Annotated in this window: 16 protein-coding genes; 9 read left to right on the top strand and 7 right to left on the bottom strand. The window is 40.1% G+C overall.

Features of this window, described 5'->3' with window-relative positions:
- Nucleotides 1–17 precede the first annotated feature (17 nt).
- The gene (locus tag FTV04_RS00935; RefSeq protein ID WP_180088172.1) at nt 18–620 is read right to left on the bottom strand and encodes a TetR/AcrR family transcriptional regulator; all 603 of its coding nucleotides are present in this window, start codon (nt 618–620) and stop codon (nt 18–20) included.
- A 71-nt stretch (nt 621–691) separates the two neighbouring features.
- On the opposite strand from FTV04_RS00935, the gene FTV04_RS00930 reads away from it, so the two are divergent.
- A complete protein-coding gene (locus tag FTV04_RS00930; RefSeq protein WP_257220683.1) occupies nt 692–1,891 on the top strand; it encodes a multidrug effflux MFS transporter in 1,200 nt (399 codons plus the stop codon).
- A 98-nt stretch (nt 1,892–1,989) separates the two neighbouring features.
- Here FTV04_RS00930 and FTV04_RS00925 read toward each other — a convergent pair whose 3' ends face one another.
- From FTV04_RS00925 to FTV04_RS00915, 3 genes are all read right to left on the bottom strand, one after another.
- Entirely contained in the window at nt 1,990–3,633 is a 1,644-nt protein-coding gene (locus FTV04_RS00925; protein WP_180088170.1) for an AMP-binding protein, read from the bottom strand.
- Nucleotides 3,634–3,940: 307 nt separating this feature from the next.
- A complete protein-coding gene (locus tag FTV04_RS00920; protein ID WP_180088168.1) occupies nt 3,941–5,080 on the bottom strand; it encodes an acyl-CoA dehydrogenase family protein in 1,140 nt (379 codons plus the stop codon).
- Between the two features lie 318 nt (nt 5,081–5,398).
- Nucleotides 5,399–6,169: a 3-hydroxyacyl-CoA dehydrogenase gene (locus FTV04_RS00915; protein ID WP_078188564.1), complete on the bottom strand. Its 771-nt coding sequence runs from the start codon at nt 6,167–6,169 to the stop codon at nt 5,399–5,401.
- A 141-nt stretch (nt 6,170–6,310) separates the two neighbouring features.
- Here FTV04_RS00915 and FTV04_RS00910 point away from each other — a divergent pair, with 141 nt between their 5' ends.
- Both FTV04_RS00910 and FTV04_RS00905 read left to right on the top strand, forming a co-directional pair.
- Nucleotides 6,311–7,345, top strand: coding sequence for an AraC family transcriptional regulator (locus FTV04_RS00910; protein ID WP_180088166.1), 1,035 nt, complete (start codon nt 6,311–6,313; stop codon nt 7,343–7,345).
- A 200-nt stretch (nt 7,346–7,545) separates the two neighbouring features.
- Entirely contained in the window at nt 7,546–7,899 is a 354-nt protein-coding gene (locus FTV04_RS00905) for a hypothetical protein (protein WP_078188566.1), read from the top strand.
- Between the two features lie 69 nt (nt 7,900–7,968).
- Here the strand turns inward: FTV04_RS00905 and prmC are convergent, their stop codons facing one another.
- Both prmC and prfA read right to left on the bottom strand, forming a co-directional pair.
- Nucleotides 7,969–8,787: a peptide chain release factor N(5)-glutamine methyltransferase gene (gene prmC, locus FTV04_RS00900; RefSeq protein WP_180084825.1), complete on the bottom strand. Its 819-nt coding sequence runs from the start codon at nt 8,785–8,787 to the stop codon at nt 7,969–7,971.
- The gene (gene prfA, locus FTV04_RS00895; protein WP_078193958.1) at nt 8,787–9,875 is read right to left on the bottom strand and encodes a peptide chain release factor 1; all 1,089 of its coding nucleotides are present in this window, start codon (nt 9,873–9,875) and stop codon (nt 8,787–8,789) included. The genes prmC and prfA overlap by 1 nt, the downstream gene beginning before the upstream one ends.
- 368 nt (nt 9,876–10,243) lie before the next feature.
- On the opposite strand from prfA, the gene FTV04_RS00890 reads away from it, so the two are divergent.
- The 5 genes from FTV04_RS00890 to FTV04_RS00870 all read left to right on the top strand — a co-directional run bounded on the left by FTV04_RS00890 (nt 10,244) and on the right by FTV04_RS00870 (nt 14,218).
- Nucleotides 10,244–10,672, top strand: coding sequence for a glycine zipper domain-containing protein (locus tag FTV04_RS00890; RefSeq protein ID WP_078193959.1), 429 nt, complete (start codon nt 10,244–10,246; stop codon nt 10,670–10,672).
- Between the two features lie 288 nt (nt 10,673–10,960).
- A complete protein-coding gene (locus FTV04_RS00885; protein WP_168377731.1) occupies nt 10,961–11,488 on the top strand; it encodes a hypothetical protein in 528 nt (175 codons plus the stop codon).
- 179 nt (nt 11,489–11,667) lie between these two features.
- Nucleotides 11,668–12,675 (top strand): LLM class flavin-dependent oxidoreductase, encoded by a 1,008-nt coding sequence (locus FTV04_RS00880; RefSeq protein WP_180088164.1) that lies wholly within the window; start codon nt 11,668–11,670, stop codon nt 12,673–12,675.
- Between the two features lie 233 nt (nt 12,676–12,908).
- On the top strand, nt 12,909–13,385 hold the full coding sequence (yiaA, locus tag FTV04_RS00875; RefSeq protein ID WP_180010362.1) for an inner membrane protein YiaA: 477 nt from the start codon (nt 12,909–12,911) through the stop codon (nt 13,383–13,385).
- A gap of 260 nt (nt 13,386–13,645) precedes the next feature.
- Nucleotides 13,646–14,218, top strand: coding sequence for a flavoprotein (locus FTV04_RS00870; protein ID WP_180063546.1), 573 nt, complete (start codon nt 13,646–13,648; stop codon nt 14,216–14,218).
- A gap of 1,000 nt (nt 14,219–15,218) precedes the next feature.
- Here the strand turns inward: FTV04_RS00870 and FTV04_RS00865 are convergent.
- Nucleotides 15,219–16,055, bottom strand: coding sequence for a pyruvate, water dikinase regulatory protein (locus tag FTV04_RS00865; protein ID WP_168377735.1), 837 nt, complete (start codon nt 16,053–16,055; stop codon nt 15,219–15,221).
- Between the two features lie 153 nt (nt 16,056–16,208).
- On the opposite strand from FTV04_RS00865, the gene ppsA reads away from it, so the two are divergent.
- Complete coding sequence (gene ppsA, locus FTV04_RS00860) at nt 16,209–18,587, top strand: phosphoenolpyruvate synthase (protein WP_078188577.1); 2,379 nt, start codon at nt 16,209–16,211, stop codon at nt 18,585–18,587.
- Nucleotides 18,588–18,654: the final 67 nt, after the last annotated feature.

Here is an 18,654-nt window from a genome sequence, read left to right as displayed (position 1 = left end):
TATGAAAATTTAGGCATTCACATTTTAAACAAAGCCTGAATACTTTGTTCAATTGCCGTATACACCTGCTGCATATCGATCTGCTGATTTAAAAATAGTAAATCGACGAAAGGCTTCGAAATGGTTGCACCAAATAACATATCCGCCATGATATCTGCATTTAAGTTCAATACAAATTGGGCACTTGGAATATGACTCACAGTATGAATCAAATGATCTCGGCTTTTGGCGATACCTTTTTCATAAAAAGTATCACTTATACCATCAACACCTACACGCTCTGCAATCGCCAGTCGGCACAACTTGATATGCCGCTCGGACAGGACATGCTCAGCGATTTTCTTCAGTTGATTTTGCAAGGCCAACACACGATCTAAACTATTGGCATCAAAAGCATCTTCAGTCCAGATATAGGACGACTCAACCAATGAAATAAGCAGTTCACGTTTATCAGAAAAATACACATATAGCGTTTTTTTAGACATACCTGCTGCGGTCGCAATTTCAGACATGGTGACATTTTCAAAGCCCTTCTCACCAAAGAGTTGTTCTGCAATAGAAAAAATTTCTGCACGCCGCTGTTCTGCCGACATGACCAAAGGACGGCCTAGTTTTGCCAATGCTGCTCTCTTTGACTTAGGAAACCGATAAGTTTCAGAATGCGCTGCTTTCCACAAGATCCAACCACATTATGACAGCATCAAATACACGTGCAATGCCCATACTCATTGCATTACTCGCAACCATCGGCCCGATAGGTATTGATATGTACCTACCAAGCATTCCCGTTATGGCAACATCTTTAGGGAGTAGCGAAGGTGCGATCCAACTGAGTTTGATGACATTTTTTGTGGGTTTAATGCTTGGCCAGCTGATGTATGGCCCACTATCGGATAAATTTGGCCGTAAGCCGCTTATTTACTTAGGTTTAGGGATTTATATTTTAGGCTCGATCGGCTGCACATTTGCACAAAGCGTTGAACAATTACAATGGATTCGCTTTATTCAAGGTTTAGGTGGTTCAATTGGGATGGTGATTGCCTTTGCGATTATCAAAGATCAGTTTCAAGGCCCGGCAATGGGCAAAATGATGTCAATGGTTTTGGCGATATTAGGCCTTTCACCGGTGGCTGCACCTCTAATTGGCGATGGCTTACAGGCTTTAGGTTCATGGCGAAATATTTTTATTTTTTTAGCCGTATATGCCGCGATTGTATTGGCAGCCGTTGCAATGCTACTCCCTGAAACACGTCAAGTGGAATTGCGTCAACAATTCAAGCTCTCACAAACCATCAAATTATATGGGCAAATTATCAGGGATCGTAAGTTCATCATTTACTCACTCACACTGTGTATTGCACAAGCTGGCTTCTTTGCCTATATCGCTGGTTCAGCCAGTGTATTTATCAGTGAGTATCAGTTGAGTTCTACCCAATTTAGCCTGCTCTTTGCATTCAATGCATTTGGTTTAATTGCTGCTGCAATCTTTAACCCCAAAGTGCATGAAAAATTTGGACCACTGAATGCCTATAAAATCATGAACAGCAGTTTCTTACTCATTATGGCTGTATTGCTCCTTGCACAATGCTCAGGCTATTCAAATCTAATATTCTTCTGTAGCGCACTATTTATCGCCGTTGCACTTTTAGGTTTCATTATGCCTACCGGAAGCCATTTGGCTCTTATGTTTCAGCATAAAAATGCTGGTACAGCATCTGCATTATTAGGTGCTTTACAATTTGGCTTTGGTGCGATCATTACAACTTTAACCGGTAAATTTAGTAATTTTGGCAGCTTAGGTTTAGTCACAATCATGTTTGCTTGTGCACTTATTTCTGCACAGCTTTGCCTCATTAGCTTTCCAAAACATTTACCGATGTCTCAGCATTAAAATTGCAAACTCAAAAATAATTATTATCCAACTTAAATAAGCAAATCAAAAAAGGCTGCATTTACGCAGCCTTTCCTTTAATCTATCTCAGCCTAAACTTAACTGACCTTTTGAATTAATTGCGCTTTGGCCACTTCTTGTTGCTTTAATAAGTTACGTTGGATTTTTCCACTCGATGTTTTAGGCAACCCATCTACAAATTCAATTTCTTTTGGATAAGCATGCTTGGATAAACGAGATCGTACATAAGCTTGTAGCTTGTCCATGAGTTCTGAACTTGCTTGATATTGTGGTTTCAATACCACAAAAGCTTTGACCAATTCTGTACGCTCAGGATCAGGCTTACCGACAACTGCCGATTCTAAAACCTCTTCGCACTCTAATAATGTACTTTCCACATCGAAAGGTCCTACACGATAGCCTGATGTTGTAATGACATCGTCAGCACGTCCTACAAAATCAATGCCGCCTTCTTCGTTTAAACGAACAGTATCACCAGTTAAATAGTAGTTCCCGACAAAGGCTTTACGGTTATTGCCGCCATAGCCCGTGAACCACATGAGTGGAGATTGCGACCAGTCTAATGCCAATGTTCCAATCCCACCACGTTCAATTTCTTGATGGTCTTTATCAAGCACCGCGAAACGATGTCCCGGTATAGCAAAACCGGCTGAACCCACTTTTTTGTAGTGTTCTAAAGCATGATGATTTGCAATCACCATACCGAGTTCCGTTTGTCCATATTGGTCATAAATATTGACGTTTAAGTCGTGATTAAACCATTGAATCACTTCGGGCGTTAGTGGCTCTCCTGCGCTACTCACAACCCGTAAATGTGATTTTATGGGTTCATCAAATTTTTCTTTAAACCCAAAGAACATACGAAATGCCGTTGGTGAACCGGTCAAATTACTGACTTTATATTTTTTAATGACTTGAAGTGCATGATCAACACTAAAAGCCCGTTCATCCATAATAATGCTGTGCCCTAAACTTAAAGGCCCTGCAATTCCATAGTACAAACCATAAGCCCAGCCCGGATCTGCCAAATTCCAAAATGAATCTTCATCACGCAAATCAACCGCATGTGTCATATACCCTTTAAATGCCAACAACGCTTTGTGCGGCACAGGGACAGACTTGGCTAAACCGGTCGTTCCTGAGGTAAACATCATTAAAAATTCATCATCAAATGAACGCGGTACTGAGTTAAATGTGGTGTCATGCAGTTGCAGCTCTGACCAAAAGTCAGGATCTGTCTGAATTGCTTGATCGGCATGCACGGTTAAAATATGTGGTAAATCAATATGATTGAGTTTTGAGCGTTGCTCAGTGTTGGTTACAATCAGCTTTGTTCCCGCAGTTTGCACCCGATGTTCAATCGCTTTAGACTCAAATGCCGTAAACAACGGCTGATAAATTGCCCCTATACGCCATGTTGCCAAAATAGTAATCAACAACTCTGCTGTGCGTGGTAATAGACCTGCAATGCAATCACCTGCTTTCAGTCCAATGCGCTGATAATAATTCGCCAATTGTGCAGAAGCTAAATCTAATTGCTCAAAAGTCCATTGCTCAGATTCACCATTTTTACTTTCCCAGATCAGCGCAGTTCTATTTTGCCCAACATAGCGCCCACAACATTCATCATAAGCATTGATTGAACTTGGCGTACCGACCAATTGTTCTGTAACAATCTTTTCAAAATTAAAATCACGATATGCTTGTTCTAGTGTCTTCATGACGACAATTCCTATCCTGTTCTCTATGATTCAAAGTGCAATACTTTGAGGTTTATTGATCTTGTTGTTATACCGCTGCGTATCCGTGACGATTCCTTTGCCACGTTCGCTTTTACTGCTATTCCATACACCGATTGCAATGTCGGTTTTTAGTTTTGTAACTTATACTTTGTTAAACTATCTATTCGTAAATTACCTATTCTTAGACTGTCTATACCTAGATAACCATGTTTGGATATCCCCTGCAATTTCCATAACCATCAACGCCATTGCAGGGTTTGAACATCGACTAAAGTCTATTTTTTAATCAGCTACCTTTGGTTACTTCACGTGCTATCACCAGCCGCTGAATGTCCGATGCACCTTCATAAATTTGACTGACACGCACATCACGATATATTCGTTCTACTGGAAAATCAGATACATAACCGTAGCCCCCATGGATTTGAATGGCATCTGAACACACACGTTCAGCCATCGTCGATGCAAAAAGTTTCGCCATTGAGGCTTCTTTTAAACATGGAAAACCGGCATCTTTTAACGTCGCTGCATGGAAGATCAATTGGCGTGCTGCCTCAATTTGGGTGGCCATATCTGCTAGGCGAAATGCCACGGCCTGATGCTGTACAATCTCCACCCCAAATGCCTTGCGTTCATTGGCATATTCAACGGCAGCATCTAATGCTGCTCGTGCCATACCCACAGACTGCGCTGCAATACCAATTCGACCTGACTCTAGGTTTGATAAGGCAATTTTATAACCTTCACCCTCTTGGCCTAAGAGACTGTCTGCAGGAATACGACAGTGATCTAAAACAATAGTTGCTGTATCGGAACAATGCTGACCCATTTTTTCTTCTAATCGCGATACGATATAACCTGGTGCATCCGTCGGCACTAAAAAGCACGAAATCCCTTTTTTACCTGCAGACTTGTCCGTTACCGCAAAAACCAAGGCTACTTGGGCATGTTTTCCTGTGGTAATAAATTGCTTGGTGCCATTTAATACCCACTCGTCACCATCACGCTCCGCTTTGCATTCCAGTGCGCTCGCATCTGAACCCACTTGTGGTTCTGTTAGGCAAAAACAACCTAACCATTCGCCAGTGGCTAATTTTTTTAAGTATTTTTCTTTTTGTGCTTCTGTACCATAACGCTGCGTAATGCCACATGGCAGTGAGTTTTGTACGCTGACAATTGTCGAAATCGCACCATCACCTGCAGCAATTTCCTCTAAGGCAACAACCAAAGACACATAGTCTAAACCTGCACCACCCCATTCGTCCGAAACCGTCATGCCTAAAGCACCCAGCTCACCAAGTTCCTTTAGCTCTTGTGCAGGAAATGATGCCGTTTTGTCACGCTCTGCTGCCGTCGGTTTCAGTTTTTCTTGCGAATAACTTCGCATCATGTCCTGAACCATTTTTTGTTCATCATTTAAAATCATGAGACTTCCTTTTCTAAATCTTTTATAGCGTGTATAGCTTTAATTTTTGGATAACTGCGGAATTAAAAATACTTTGGCTGTATAAAGCAAAGTTGGATACACGACGACGTCATTTGCAACTGTCTGAGGCAGGACGCCATTAATCTCAAATGTTTCTGCGACCTATAAATCAATAAATACTTGATGACGAGTTTTGCAAATGACAATGGTTTTGGTTACTTTTGCCGAAACAAAAGTAATGAGATGAGCTACTGTCAACGAAGTTATTCTCGATAAGACTCCGTCGTAGAAGCCTGAATAAGCAGTTTTAATAAATAACTATTTAGGCTGCATACGAATCGCGCCATCAAGACGTATCACTTCGCCATTGAGATAAGCGTTTTCAAAAATATGCGTCACTAATTTTGCAAACTCTTGTGGTTTTGCTAAGCGTGGTGGGAAAGGCACCATTTGCCCCAAAGCATCTTGTACATTTTGTGCCAAGCCTTTGAGCATCGGCGTTTCCATAATGCCCGGAGCAATGGTCATCACACGAATCGACTCACGTGCAAGCTCACGTGCAAGAGGTAATGTCATTGCAACCACTGCCCCTTTAGATGCTGCATAAGCCGACTGACCAATTTGACCATCAAAAGCTGCAACCGACGCCGTATTCACAATCACGCCACGCTCTTCTTCACCTGCTTTTAATTCATATTTAGCAATCAGTTGTGCCGCATAGCGCAGCATGTTGAATGTACCTGAAACATTAATATTTAATACTTTTTGGAACATCGCCAAATCATGTAATCCGTCACGCCCTAAAACTTTTGCAGAGGGTGCGATACCTGCACAGTTCACTAAGCCATTGAGTTGACCAAATTCAGCTTCAACTTGTGCAAAGAAAGCGCCGACCGCTTGTTCATCAGTGACATCCAATTGAACAAATTTGGCATGATCACCTAGTTGACGTTGCATCGCTTCGCCATGCTCATGATTCATATCCACAATAATCACTTTGGCACCCAAGCCAATCAGATGTGTTGCTGTCGCAGCGCCTAGTCCTGATGCACCACCTGTCACAACAAAAACTTTTCCTTTAATGTCCATAGCATTTCCCTATTTACGATGTCTTGTTTTAAATTCGACTTAAGATGCAGAGTAAACAGAGAATTTATTCAGTACAATTTCCAAATGTTGCATCTTTTCTGATGTATTTGGACAATTCTGAACAAGGACCTATCCGCACATATGCCGAAGCATGGACTCGAATACAGCAAAGGGACGATTTCTATCGACTTGGTGCATGAAGCATTACACGATGCGCAAAAAAAGCACTTTGATATTTCTGCTATTTTACAAAAGTCTGGTATACCCTCAGAGTTACTGCTATCGAGTAAAACCAGAGTTTCCGTTTCACAATATGCGGCTTTATGGACTCATCTTGCAGATGTGATGGATGATGAATTTTTTGGCATGGATCGGCATGCTATGCGACGTGGTAGTTTTAAGCTACTGTCGAAAATGGTCATGCATAACAGCACATTGGGTGATGCACTCAAGCAAATCCTACAATTTTTAAATCTGGTTTTAGATGACTTACATAGCGATTTAACCATTGAAGATCACTTTGCTTATATCGTGATCTATGACCAACATGCGCCTAAACGCATGTTCAGCTATGCCACATATTTAATGCTCATCCACACGCTACTGTGCTGGCTAAGTGGTCAACGGATTTTATTAAACCAAATCCAATTTAAATGTGATGCACCGCTTGATGATCACGACTATAAAGTTCGCTTCTGCGAAAATATTCATTACCAAGCCAGTCAAAACTATATACAGCTCGATGCCAGTTATTTAAGCCTTCCCATCAAACAAGACACACGTTCCTGGTATCAATTCCTACAACAAACGCCTGAAAACCTCTTGGTTCGTTTTAAAAACCCGTATGCACTTAGCAGCCAAATTCGCAAACAACTCTTAGACGTTTCTCCTGCCGAATGGTTAGAGTTTTATGAGTTGGCAGTCAAAATGAATATGTCGGAAGCCACGATGCATCGCCGTCTTAAAAGTGAAGGTGTGAGTTATCAACAACTCAAAAATGATATCCGACGTGATACTGCCATCGATTTTTTAACCCATACCGATAAAAGCTTACAAGATATCAGTGAAGAACTAAATTTTCATGATCCGAGTGCTTTTCATCGGGCTTTTAAAAAATGGACAGGTGTCAGTCCCGGTGCGTATCGACAAAATAATGCGCCTGAATTCAAGGCCTAAAATTTGATATTCGCTATTTATAAATTGAATATTCATCTAATTAATAGAAAATCAATAACTTAAAAATATTCAATAAATAGACTGACCATTCATCCTTGAACGATTGCTACTTTAGTCTAATTAGGTTATTTTTCACTCAATTTAAAGCACTTTGCTTATTTATATTCCAATTCTCCTGCATCTCCTTGAAAGGCTTTCCTATGCTTAAGATGATTGATGTTCTTGAACAACAACTTGTTCAAAACTTTTCAGATTCTCTTTTCACTCAGATTGACGCAATTGATGAACTGTTTCATGAACAGCTTAAAACTGTCGCAGATATCGATTTGCAAAATTTGATCTCACAATTTTTTAGCACTGAAAATGCAGTTGAAGTTGCTCATGCACTGGATATCCAAGCAGATGACATTGAAGCAATTCAAGCAGGTGCAAATCTAAAAGATGAAAATTTAGTGAATGCAACTGCAAAAATTATTGCTTACTGTCTTGCAGTAGAAACAGCAGCTTTAGAACAAGTTGAAGTTTTCGATAGCTTACAAGACTACCCAATGTAAGCATTGATCGAATATAAAAATAAAGCGCATTCAATGCGCTTTATTTTTGACTATTTCTCTAACACCAAATCAGTGTTGCCACTGGCCTAAACTGACACGGTCATTGCCACCATAATCTTTTACAGTCCGAACATTTCGATACCCAGCTTGTAAGAACAAATGTCTGACCGCTTCACCTTGGTCATAACCATGTTCGAGCACCACCCAACCATTCACGGTTAAATGTTTTTTGGCTTGAAGAATGATTTGTTCAAGATCTGCAAGCCCATGATTATCTGCAACCAAAGCACGTTCAGGCTCTGTTGCCAAATCCTTCATGTGTACATCATCAGCATCGATATACGGCGGATTTGACACAATTACATCAAAGAAAGCACGACCAAAGGGTTTCAACCAAGAACCTAAGACAAACTGCACATGTTCAAGATCATGCTTTTTGGCATTAAACTCAGCGACTTCCAATGTAGGTTCGTAAATATCCGAAGCCACAATTGACCAATCTGGACGTTCACTGGCTAATGATAACGCTACAGCACCAGTTCCTGTTCCTAAATCCACCACACGAGCATCTTCAGGAAGTTCTAAACGCAGTACAGTTTCAACGAGTACTTCCGTATCAGGACGTGGCACCAAAGTGTCTTTAGTCACTTTTAAGTCTAGCGTCCAAAATGGCTGAGAACCTGTGACATAAGCCAAAGGCTCACCTGCTGCAATACGTGCAAGTGATGCGACATATTGTTGTTCTTGCTCAGCTGTTAATTCTTGATCCTTTTTCATGATTAAATCAAAAGAATCAATCTTGGTGATATGTTCTAACAACCACGCATTTTCCTGACGTTCATAACTTTCAGGTTCCCCACGATAGGCCAAAGCCTCTGCAATATTCATTAGCCACCATTCTGCTGTGCTAATAACGCCAACTGATCGGCTTGATATTCACGATGCAAACTATCTAGCAATTCAGTCAAATCACCTTCCATCACAGCATCTAACTTATACAAAGTTAAATTAATACGATGATCAGTCATACGGCCTTGTGGATAGTTATAGGTACGAATACGCTCAGAACGGTCACCAGAACCTACTAAGTCACGACGCATTTCAGATGTCGCTGCATCTGCCGCTGCGCGTTTGGCATTTTCTAAACGAGAAACCAACAGCGCCATCGCTTTGGCTTTGTTTTTATGCTGTGAACGTTCATCCTGACATTCTACAACTGTACCCGTTGGAATATGGGTAATACGCACAGCAGAGTCAGTTTTGTTAATGTGTTGACCACCTGCACCAGAGGCACGATAGGTATCAATACGTAATTCTGAAGGATTAATTTCAACACTAGTGTCTACATCAACTTCCGGCAAAATCGCAACAGTACATGCCGAAGTATGAACACGACCTTGTGACTCAGTTGCAGGCACACGCTGTACACGATGCGCGCCACTTTCAAATTTTAAGCGACCATATACACCTTCACCATTGATGAGGCAAATCACTTCTTTATAACCGCCGTGTTCGCCGTCATTTTCAGACAACACTTCAATACGCCAACCTTGTGATTCAGCATATTTACTGTACATGCGATACAAGTCACCCGAGAAAATTGCAGCTTCGTCACCACCTGTTCCGGCACGGATTTCTAAATAAGCAGAGTTCGCATCATTCGGATCTTTTGGAATCATCAGAATGTTTAAGTCTGCTTCAAGCTGACCAATCAAAGCTTTATTTTCTTTAATTTCTTCAACGGCCATTTCTTTGAAATCTGGATCCGTCATCATCACTTCAGCAGTTTCAATATCTTCTTCTGCTTGACGGTATTTTTTCCAAACTTCAGTGATTTCAGATAAATCACTATGCTCACGAGACAACTGACGGAAACGTTTATTGTCTGAAATGACTTCTACATCTGCGAGTAATGCATTTAATTCTTCGTGACGGTCAGAGAGCTGATCTAATCGTAAACGTAACGATTCTTTCATTTTTCAAAAAATCTCAATACACAGGCTCTACCGCTAAACTTTCACGGATATGCCAAAATTCAAAATAATGGGGCTAGTGTACCGATAATGGGTCTGAAATGACATATATATTGTTTTTTGGCCTATCAATGACCCTAAATATCAAAGTGTGAACTTCATCACTCCTACCTTTCTCCATAAAGTCGTACAGATTTTCAGCATTCGACCTTTTTTTTCACAATATTAATAAAACTTATACAAACTAGACACTCAAATCACTAAATAAAGTGAAAGCTCTCCATATTTATAGCGAATAGTTTTGTTACATTTACTGCCATCGAAATGATTATCAAAAAGTCCTCGCGTTTATGAAGGACATGGAGTGAACTATGAAACTGAATACTCTTTTAATGACAGCCACTCTAGCAACTGCTTCTATGTTCACTGTGTCTGCAAATGCAGATAGTACAACACGCGTTGCTGCAGCTAGTGCATTAGGTAGTGTTGCAGGTACTGCAATTGGTAAAAACATGGGCGGTAATACCGGCGCTACAATTGGTGCTGCTCTTGGTGGTGCTGGTGGTGCTGCGGTAGCAAGTAATAAACGTAACCGTACAGAATCTGCAATCGGTGGTGCTTTAGGTGGCGGTACAGGTTATACCGTTGGTAAAAGCATGGGCGGTACAAACGGTGGTTACATTGGTTCTGCACTAGGTGCTGCTGGTGGTGCTGCTCTAGGTAATAAAATCTCTAAAGATAAAGCTTACGACAAACACCAAGAACGTAAATACAAAAAACGTTACCGTCGTCGTCACTAATTCAAAATTAGTGAGTCCTTATTGAATAGTGAAAATAGCACCTTCGGGTGCTTTTTTATGTATCGCCTTTTTTCAAATGATAAATACAACTTTATTTATTGCTCCTGATAAATATTTAGATTTGCCTTCCCTCCAACCAAGTCATCAATCATGTAGAAATAAAGTGCAAAATTTACATTGCAGCAACGGAACACGTATTTTATTTCACATCACGCTCCAAATATTCGCTATGTGTTTTCATATATTGATATCAACAGATAAACATCATGCTTCGTAAGGAGTTTAAAAATGAAAATTAATAAAATTCTATTCAGTGCAGCAATTGCCGCTTCAGCACTTACTATGACTGCAACACATGCAGGTAATAGCACCAATACTGCATTAACATCTGCTTTAGGTGGTGTTGTTGGTGCAGCAATCGGTAACCAAGTTGGCGGCCAAACTGGCGCAATGATTGGTTCAGCAATTGGTGGCGGTGCAGGTGCAGCAGCATCGGCAAACAAACGTGACCGTAATGGTGCCATCATCGGTGGTGCACTTGGTGGCGCAGGTGGTTATACCGTAGGTAAAAACATGGGCGGCACAAACGGTGGTTATATCGGTGCTGCACTTGGTTCAGCTGGTGGTTCTGCACTAGGTAAAAAAGTGTCTGAAGACCGTCGCTATGATGACCGCTATAATGGTCGTTATGATGATCGCTATGACCGTCGTTATAACAACCGTGGCTATCGTACCAATAATTATAGCTATAACGACCGAGGCTACCGTGGAGACAATGGTCGTCACTTAGGTTGGTACAAAAACGGTAAACGGTAATCGATATATTTCAATGGAAAAAAATCAGCACCTTCGGGTGCTTTTTTTGTATATAAAAAAAGTTTAGATATATCTAAAGTTGTCTTTTTACACAGCCCAATCAATATATCGAATTTATTCGATATACATTAGGCGTTTTATATCGTATTATTTCGATATAAAGATCTCTGAGAGAAAACATGCGTACTCTAGCCGATACAAAATTTTCAATACTTGAACTCGCACCTGTTCGAGATGATAAAACCATCGAATTTTCACTCAAACATGCACTCCAGTTAACACAGAAAGCAGAACAACTTGGCTATGAGCGTCTCTGGTTAGCCGAACACCACAATATGGATGGCATCGCAAGTTCTGCAACTGCGGTTTTACTCGGTTATCTCTTAGCAAATACACAATCCATCAAGCTCGGTTCAGGCGGGATTATGTTGCCCAACCATGCACCTTTGGTTGTCGCTGAACAATTTGGCACGCTTGAAACGCTATATCCCGGCCGTATTGAACTCGGCTTAGGTCGTGCGCCGGGTACTGACCAAACCACCATGCGCGCTTTACGCCGTGGCCGTCAGGAAACCGAAGATCAATTTCCACAAGATGTCCTTGAGATATTGCAATACTTTAAAGCACCTGAGCCACAGCAGCGCATCATTGCTACACCGGGACAAAATACACATGTTCCTGTATGGCTTTTAGGTTCAAGTCTGTTCAGTGCACAACTCGCTGCACGTTTAGGTCTACCCTATTCATTTGCTTCACATTTCGCACCACGCATGCTTGGACAAGCAATTCAGCTCTATCGTGAAAATTTCCAAGCATCCAAATATTTAGATCAACCTTATGTGTCTATGGGCGTACCAACGGTTGTTGCTGAAACAGATGAAGAAGCAGAATATCTAGCAACGAGTGCTTACCAACGGGTTTTAGGTTTAATGCGTGGTCAAAGTTTAAAACTCAAAGCTCCGGTCGACAGTATGCAAGGCTTATGGTCTGCTGCAGAAAAGCTGTCTGTTGATAATTTCTACGCTATGGGACAAGTCGGTTCAAATGCAACCGTTCGAGCAGGTTTAGAAAACCTACTCACCAAATATGACGTTGATGAGTTTATTTTCACCTGCGACATTTACGATACCGATAAGCGCATTGAAAATTTCGAACGTTTAATGCAAATCAAAAATGATCTCGCTTAAGACTCTAAGCTTAATGATCTAATCCAAGCGTTTAATCCGTCTAAAGGTAGAATTGTGACTACATTTTTTGTGGCTCTTTAGACGGATAGCAGTCAACAGATAATATGGTTTCGGCTAACAACGACCAAACCTGTACTTAAAAACCATCATTGCCTCAACGAAATAATTGCTTTACTCATTTTTATTGCTGTATAAATATTAAACATAAGCAAAACAATGAGAAAAATAAGCAGATGAGCCAATATATTAATAAACCCACACCCGCATTTATCGCAGCAAGTTGGTGTGCCCTCATTTTAGGCGCTGTAGTGTTTTGCATAGGTTTATTCAATGCAAATATGATGTTGAATGAAAAAGGCTTTTATCTCATTTTATTGCTCTATGGATTATTTTCATCGGTTTCATTACAAAAAATCATTCGTGACCGTTTAGAAGGAATGCATGTCACTGCAATTTACTTTGGACTGTGCTGGGCATCCGTCATTATTTGCCTCGTACTTCTTGCCATTGGCCTATGGAATGCTGAACTAGCATTAAGTGAAAAAGGTTTTTACATGATGGCTTACTTAATGAGTTTGTTTGGCGCAGTTGCAGTACAAAAGAATATTCGTGATATGGACTATTTACGTACCCATACCGACCAACCCGAACTTAAGCATTCAACCCCGAGTCAGCTTGACTATAGCTCACAAGATGATGAACCACTTTAAAACTCACAAAATTTATAGATCTTAAAAGCCGTTCATGCAGGTCGCTCATTATTTCGACCTGCTTGAGCGAAAGATGAACTTCAACGCATAAAAAAATCAGTTCACTCCTAGAAATCTATAAATGACAAGGGCCAAGCAAATCAATTCTAGACAAATTGCATGACTCATCAGACTGAAAAAACGCTTTACCCCAACTGGCCCATCACAGAATATATTCCTATCTAAGACTCAACTAAAAAAAGAAAAGATAAGGAATAAATATGGCCAACAAGCAGGATGCAACCCACCATATTTTTAATAATCATCTAGAAGATTTTGAACACTTTCGTGGAACGATCATCAGTTCAGAACAGATCAAAGATTATGATTTTAAGAATCAAAAAATCGCAATTATTGGGATAGATCAGCATGTGGTCTCTGAACTACATCATCTATGTCAGGTTGCAGATAACATCATGGTCTATCAAATCAAACCGCAATTTGTCTTACCACGCACCGAACGTCTACTGAATAAATTAATCCAGCACCCACTGATTGCAAAAAATCGACGTTTATTTAGCAATCGTATTAAGAGTATTTTGGCGATTCGCTTTTTAGAAGATCAAGTGCCGAACCATTGGTTAAGACATTTACTCAGTCCAAATACCGCAATTCAGAACAAAACCTTCCTAAAATCTGATCATTATTATGCAGCATTACAGCAGCCCAACTGCATCTTAAATACTTGGCCAATTGCAAAAATTCAAAGTAATTCAATCACGGCTTTAGATGAACATACGTTTGAGTGTGATGTCATTGTGCGCAGCGAATCTAACCAATCCAAAGAAAAGTAATGACATTGCAATTATTTTCAAATGACATCTATTAAATTTTTGTGATTGATCAAAAAATCACAATACCAATAGCCATCTCTGGTGGCTTTTAGTAAATCCCCTACGTTATTGAATACTTTCATTCGATAAGGCTAAGGATTCTTAAAAATCCATAAATGAAAATAGCTTTAATCGTGCTACATGCTTTTTCATCTCTCAGACTTAAATCATGCCTCCGACCTACACCATCAGCTACAGCGAGTTTATAGACGTGCAATTTTGAATAGTTATGATCAATTCTTCATAAAAAATTTATTTCAAACTAATAATTTTTCAGTCGCTTAATCTGGTCTTACACCACTCTTTTAATCCCTAACTATAAGTTGGAAAATTTATACCGATGCTCATATTCAGCCGACATTTACTTATGTTCTAATCTATATTCAATAGGGAAATAACTGCTAAAAATCCAATTTTAATATCACTTCATATCAGCTTTTAAAGCCTAAATAGTCTCAATTCGAGCACTTTTCACTCACATCAATTAAATAAATGATGCTATTTCTTGAGATTTAACACCTAAAAGCAACTGTTTGATTATTTTTTATTCTATTTTTTGCCTATTTTTTTTGCATTTAAACAAGCTATTTTTGAAAACTTGATCAAATATTAAACTGTATGTGCTAAATCAGGTATATACACCACTCAGATCAAGTAGATTATTCAGGCTTAATTCATAGCTAAAAATACAGCACAGCACGGATTATTTTAAAAGATTCAAGCTGTCAATTAGGCCATATTTTATAAATTTTCAGGCAAAAAAATTCATCAAATTGGTACACATTTGAATGCAGAAATTGCTTAAATTTTAAGTCTAAATATTGAGGAAAATTTTCATCAATATTTTAAATATTTATCATTCATTAAAAGTATGACAAGCCAGAAATTAATACTATTTTTATATAATTTATACAGAAATTCATTATCATCAAAAGAGCCACCGAAGTGGCTCAATTTACACTTAACCAATACGACGTTTCAGTCCAGTCATTTGTAAAACACGAGTTGAAATTTCTTCAATCGACATTTCCGACACGTTTAAGTATTTGATTCCTTCTGAAATATAAATACCTTCAATCGCACGTAATTCCATCTGGCACTGACTAAAACTAGCATAACGACTATTGGCCTTACGTTCTGAACGAATTGCTACAAGGCGCTCTGCATCAATCATCAAGCCAAATAACTTATGCTTATGTTCACGTAAAACTGCAGGTAAACGGTTGTCATCCAAGTCTTCTTCTGTCAAAGGATAGTTCGCTACACGAATACCAAATTGCAAAGAAAGGTAGATGGAAGTTGGTGTTTTACCCGAACGTGACACGCCAATTAAAATTAAGTCGGCTTTGTCATAATGACGAGTACGTGCCCCATCATCGTTATCTAAAGCAAAATGCACCGCATCAATACGTGCTTTATAAGACTCAGAATCTGTTACTGCATGGGTTTGACCGACTAAAGTTGTAGGAGCTGTGCCTAACTCGTCAGATAATTTACTAATAAGCCCTTCAAAAACATCAAGATTTACTGCATCTGCCGTATTAATAATGTCACGTACATACGGGTCAACAAGGGTGTCAAACACCAAAGGCTTTTGACCGTCTTGCTGCGCTCTAAGATTGATCTCTGCAACCACATTTGTAGCTGCTTCTTCAGAGGTAATATAAGGAATAATATGAATGTCAAAATCTACATGAGGGAACTGGGCTAACAGTGAATGACCAAGCGTTTCTGCGGTAATCGCGGTACCATCCGAAACAAAGAAAACACTACGCTGAATCTGTTTACCTTCTGACATTAAAATTCTCCTCCAAAATTTGTCTTAGTGCTATATAATCATTATAGTAAACCATCTTACATGACTGTCACTTAGTAAATTTAGAATGCTAAGTAATTTGTTATAATTTCATGCCAAGATAGTGATTAATACTGCAAAAGTGGAGTAACAACTTTGGAAGCGCGCGTAATTGGTCTAGAAAAATTAGGGAAACACGACGTAGAACTCGTGGGCGGTAAAAACTCATCATTAGGTGAAATGATCAGCCATCTCGCAAATGCTGGTGTATCTGTTCCTGGTGGTTTTGCTACTACAGCTCAAGCATATCGTGAATTCCTCGAGCAAAGTGGCCTGAACGCTAAAATTAACGCTGAACTTGCTGCACTCAATGTTGACGATGTAAATGCACTTGCTGAAACTGGTGCGAAAATCCGTCAATGGATTGTAGACACTCCGCTGACTGCTGAACTTGAAAAAGAAATTCGTGAAGCTTTCACAGCTCTTTCAAACGGCAACCCTGAAATCGCGGTTGCCGTTCGTTCATCTGCAACTGCAGAAGACTTACCAGACGCTTCATTTGCAGGCCAACAAGAAACTTTCTTGAACATCCGTGGTATCGATAACATCCTTGTTGCGATTAAAGAAGTATTTGCTTCACTTTATAACGACCGCGCAATTTCTTACCGTGTACACCAAAACTTCGCACATGACGTCGTTGCGTTATCTGCTGGTGTTCAACGCATGGTTCGCTCTGAAACAGGTGCTGCTGGTGTAATGTTTACACTTGATACAGAATCTGGTTTCCGTGACGCAGTTTTCATCACAGCATCTTATGGCTTGGGTGAAATGGTTGTACAAGGTGCAGTTAACCCTGACGAATTCTATGTATCTAAACCACTTCTAAATGCAGGAAAACACGCTGTATTACGTCGTAACCTTGGTTCTAAACACCAAAAAATGATTTATGGTGAAGAAGGTGCTGCGGGTAAATCAGTGGTTGTTGTAGACGTTGAAAAAGCAGATCGTCAACAATTCGCTTTAAATGACCACGAACTTCAAGAACTTGCTAAACAAGCATTGATCATTGAAAACCATTACGGTTCAGCAATGGACATCGAATGGGCGAAAGATGGCGATGATGGCCAAATCTATATCGTTCAAGCACGTCCTGAAACTGTGAAGAGCCGTCAAAATGTAGGCACAATGGAACGCTACCTTCTTAAACAAAAAGGTAATGTGATTTGTGAAGGTCGTTCAATCGGTCAACGTATTGGTTCTGGTCGCGTGCGTATCGTGACTTCAATCAAAGAAATGGACAAAGTTCAAGACGGCGACGTACTTGTATCTGACATGACTGACCCAGATTGGGAACCAGTAATGAAACGTGCTGCTGCGATTGTCACTAACCGTGGTGGTCGTACTTGTCACGCTGCGATTATTGCACGTGAACTTGGTGTTCCTGCAATCGTAGGTTGTGGTAATGCAACTGAAGTATTGACTGACGGTCAAGAAGTGACTGTGTCTTGCGCTGAAGGTGACACAGGCTTTATTTACGAAGGTTCTTTGGACTTTGAAATCCAACGCAACTCTATCGAATCTATGCCTAAACTTCCGTTCAAAATCATGATGAACGTAGGTAACCCTGACCGTGCATTTGACTTTGCTCAAATTCCTAACGAAGGTGTTGGTCTTGCTCGTCTTGAGTTCATTATCAACCGTATGATCGGTGTACATCCTAAAGCATTGCTTAACATTGACAGCCTACCACGTGAAACTCGTGCTGCTGTAATGTCACGTACTGCGGGTTATGCATCTCCTATCGAATTCTATGTTGAAAAACTAGTTGAAGGCATTTCTACACTTGCTGCAGCGTTTGCTGACAAACCAGTGATTGTTCGTATGTCTGACTTTAAGTCAAACGAATATGCAAACTTAATCGGTGGTAAGTTATACGAACCTGAAGAAGAAAACCCAATGCTTGGCTTCCGTGGTGCAAGCCGTTATGTGTCTGACAACTTCCGTGACTGCTTCGAACTTGAATGCCGCGCACTGAAAAAAGCACGTGACGAAATGGGCTTAACCAACATTCAAATCATGATTCCTTTCGTACGTACTGTTGCTGAAGCGAAACGTGTTATTGAATTGTTAGCGCTTAACGGTCTTAAACGTGGTGAAAATGGTCTTAAAGTGATCATGATGTGTGAACTTCCAACTAACGCTTTGTTGGCTGAACAGTTCCTTGAACACTTCGACGGTTTCTCTATCGGTTCTAACGACTTAACTCAGTTAACACTCGGTCTAGACCGTGACTCTGGTATCGTTTCTCACCTATTTGATGAACGTGATCCAGCCGTTAAAGCACTTCTTTCTATGGCAATCCATGCTTGTCGTAAAGCTGGCAAATACGTAGGTATTTGTGGTCAAGGCCCTTCAGATCACCCTGACCTAGCTAAATGGTTAATGGAACAAGGCATTGAGTCTGTTTCGCTTAACCCAGACTCAGTATTAGACACTTGGTTCTTCCTTTCTGAAGAAAAAGCTCAACAAGCTTAATAAACTGTGTTAAAAAAAGACCCACATGTGGGTCTTTTTTTTTATTTATACTTTTACAGACGTTTTT

The sequence above is a fragment of the Acinetobacter sp. YH12219 genome (genome assembly GCF_013417875.1).
In the GTDB taxonomy this organism is placed as follows: Bacteria; Pseudomonadota; Gammaproteobacteria; order Pseudomonadales; family Moraxellaceae; genus Acinetobacter; species Acinetobacter amyesii.
Note: the sequence above shows the minus strand (reverse complement) of the source record. Positions and strands in the feature narration are given on the sequence as shown.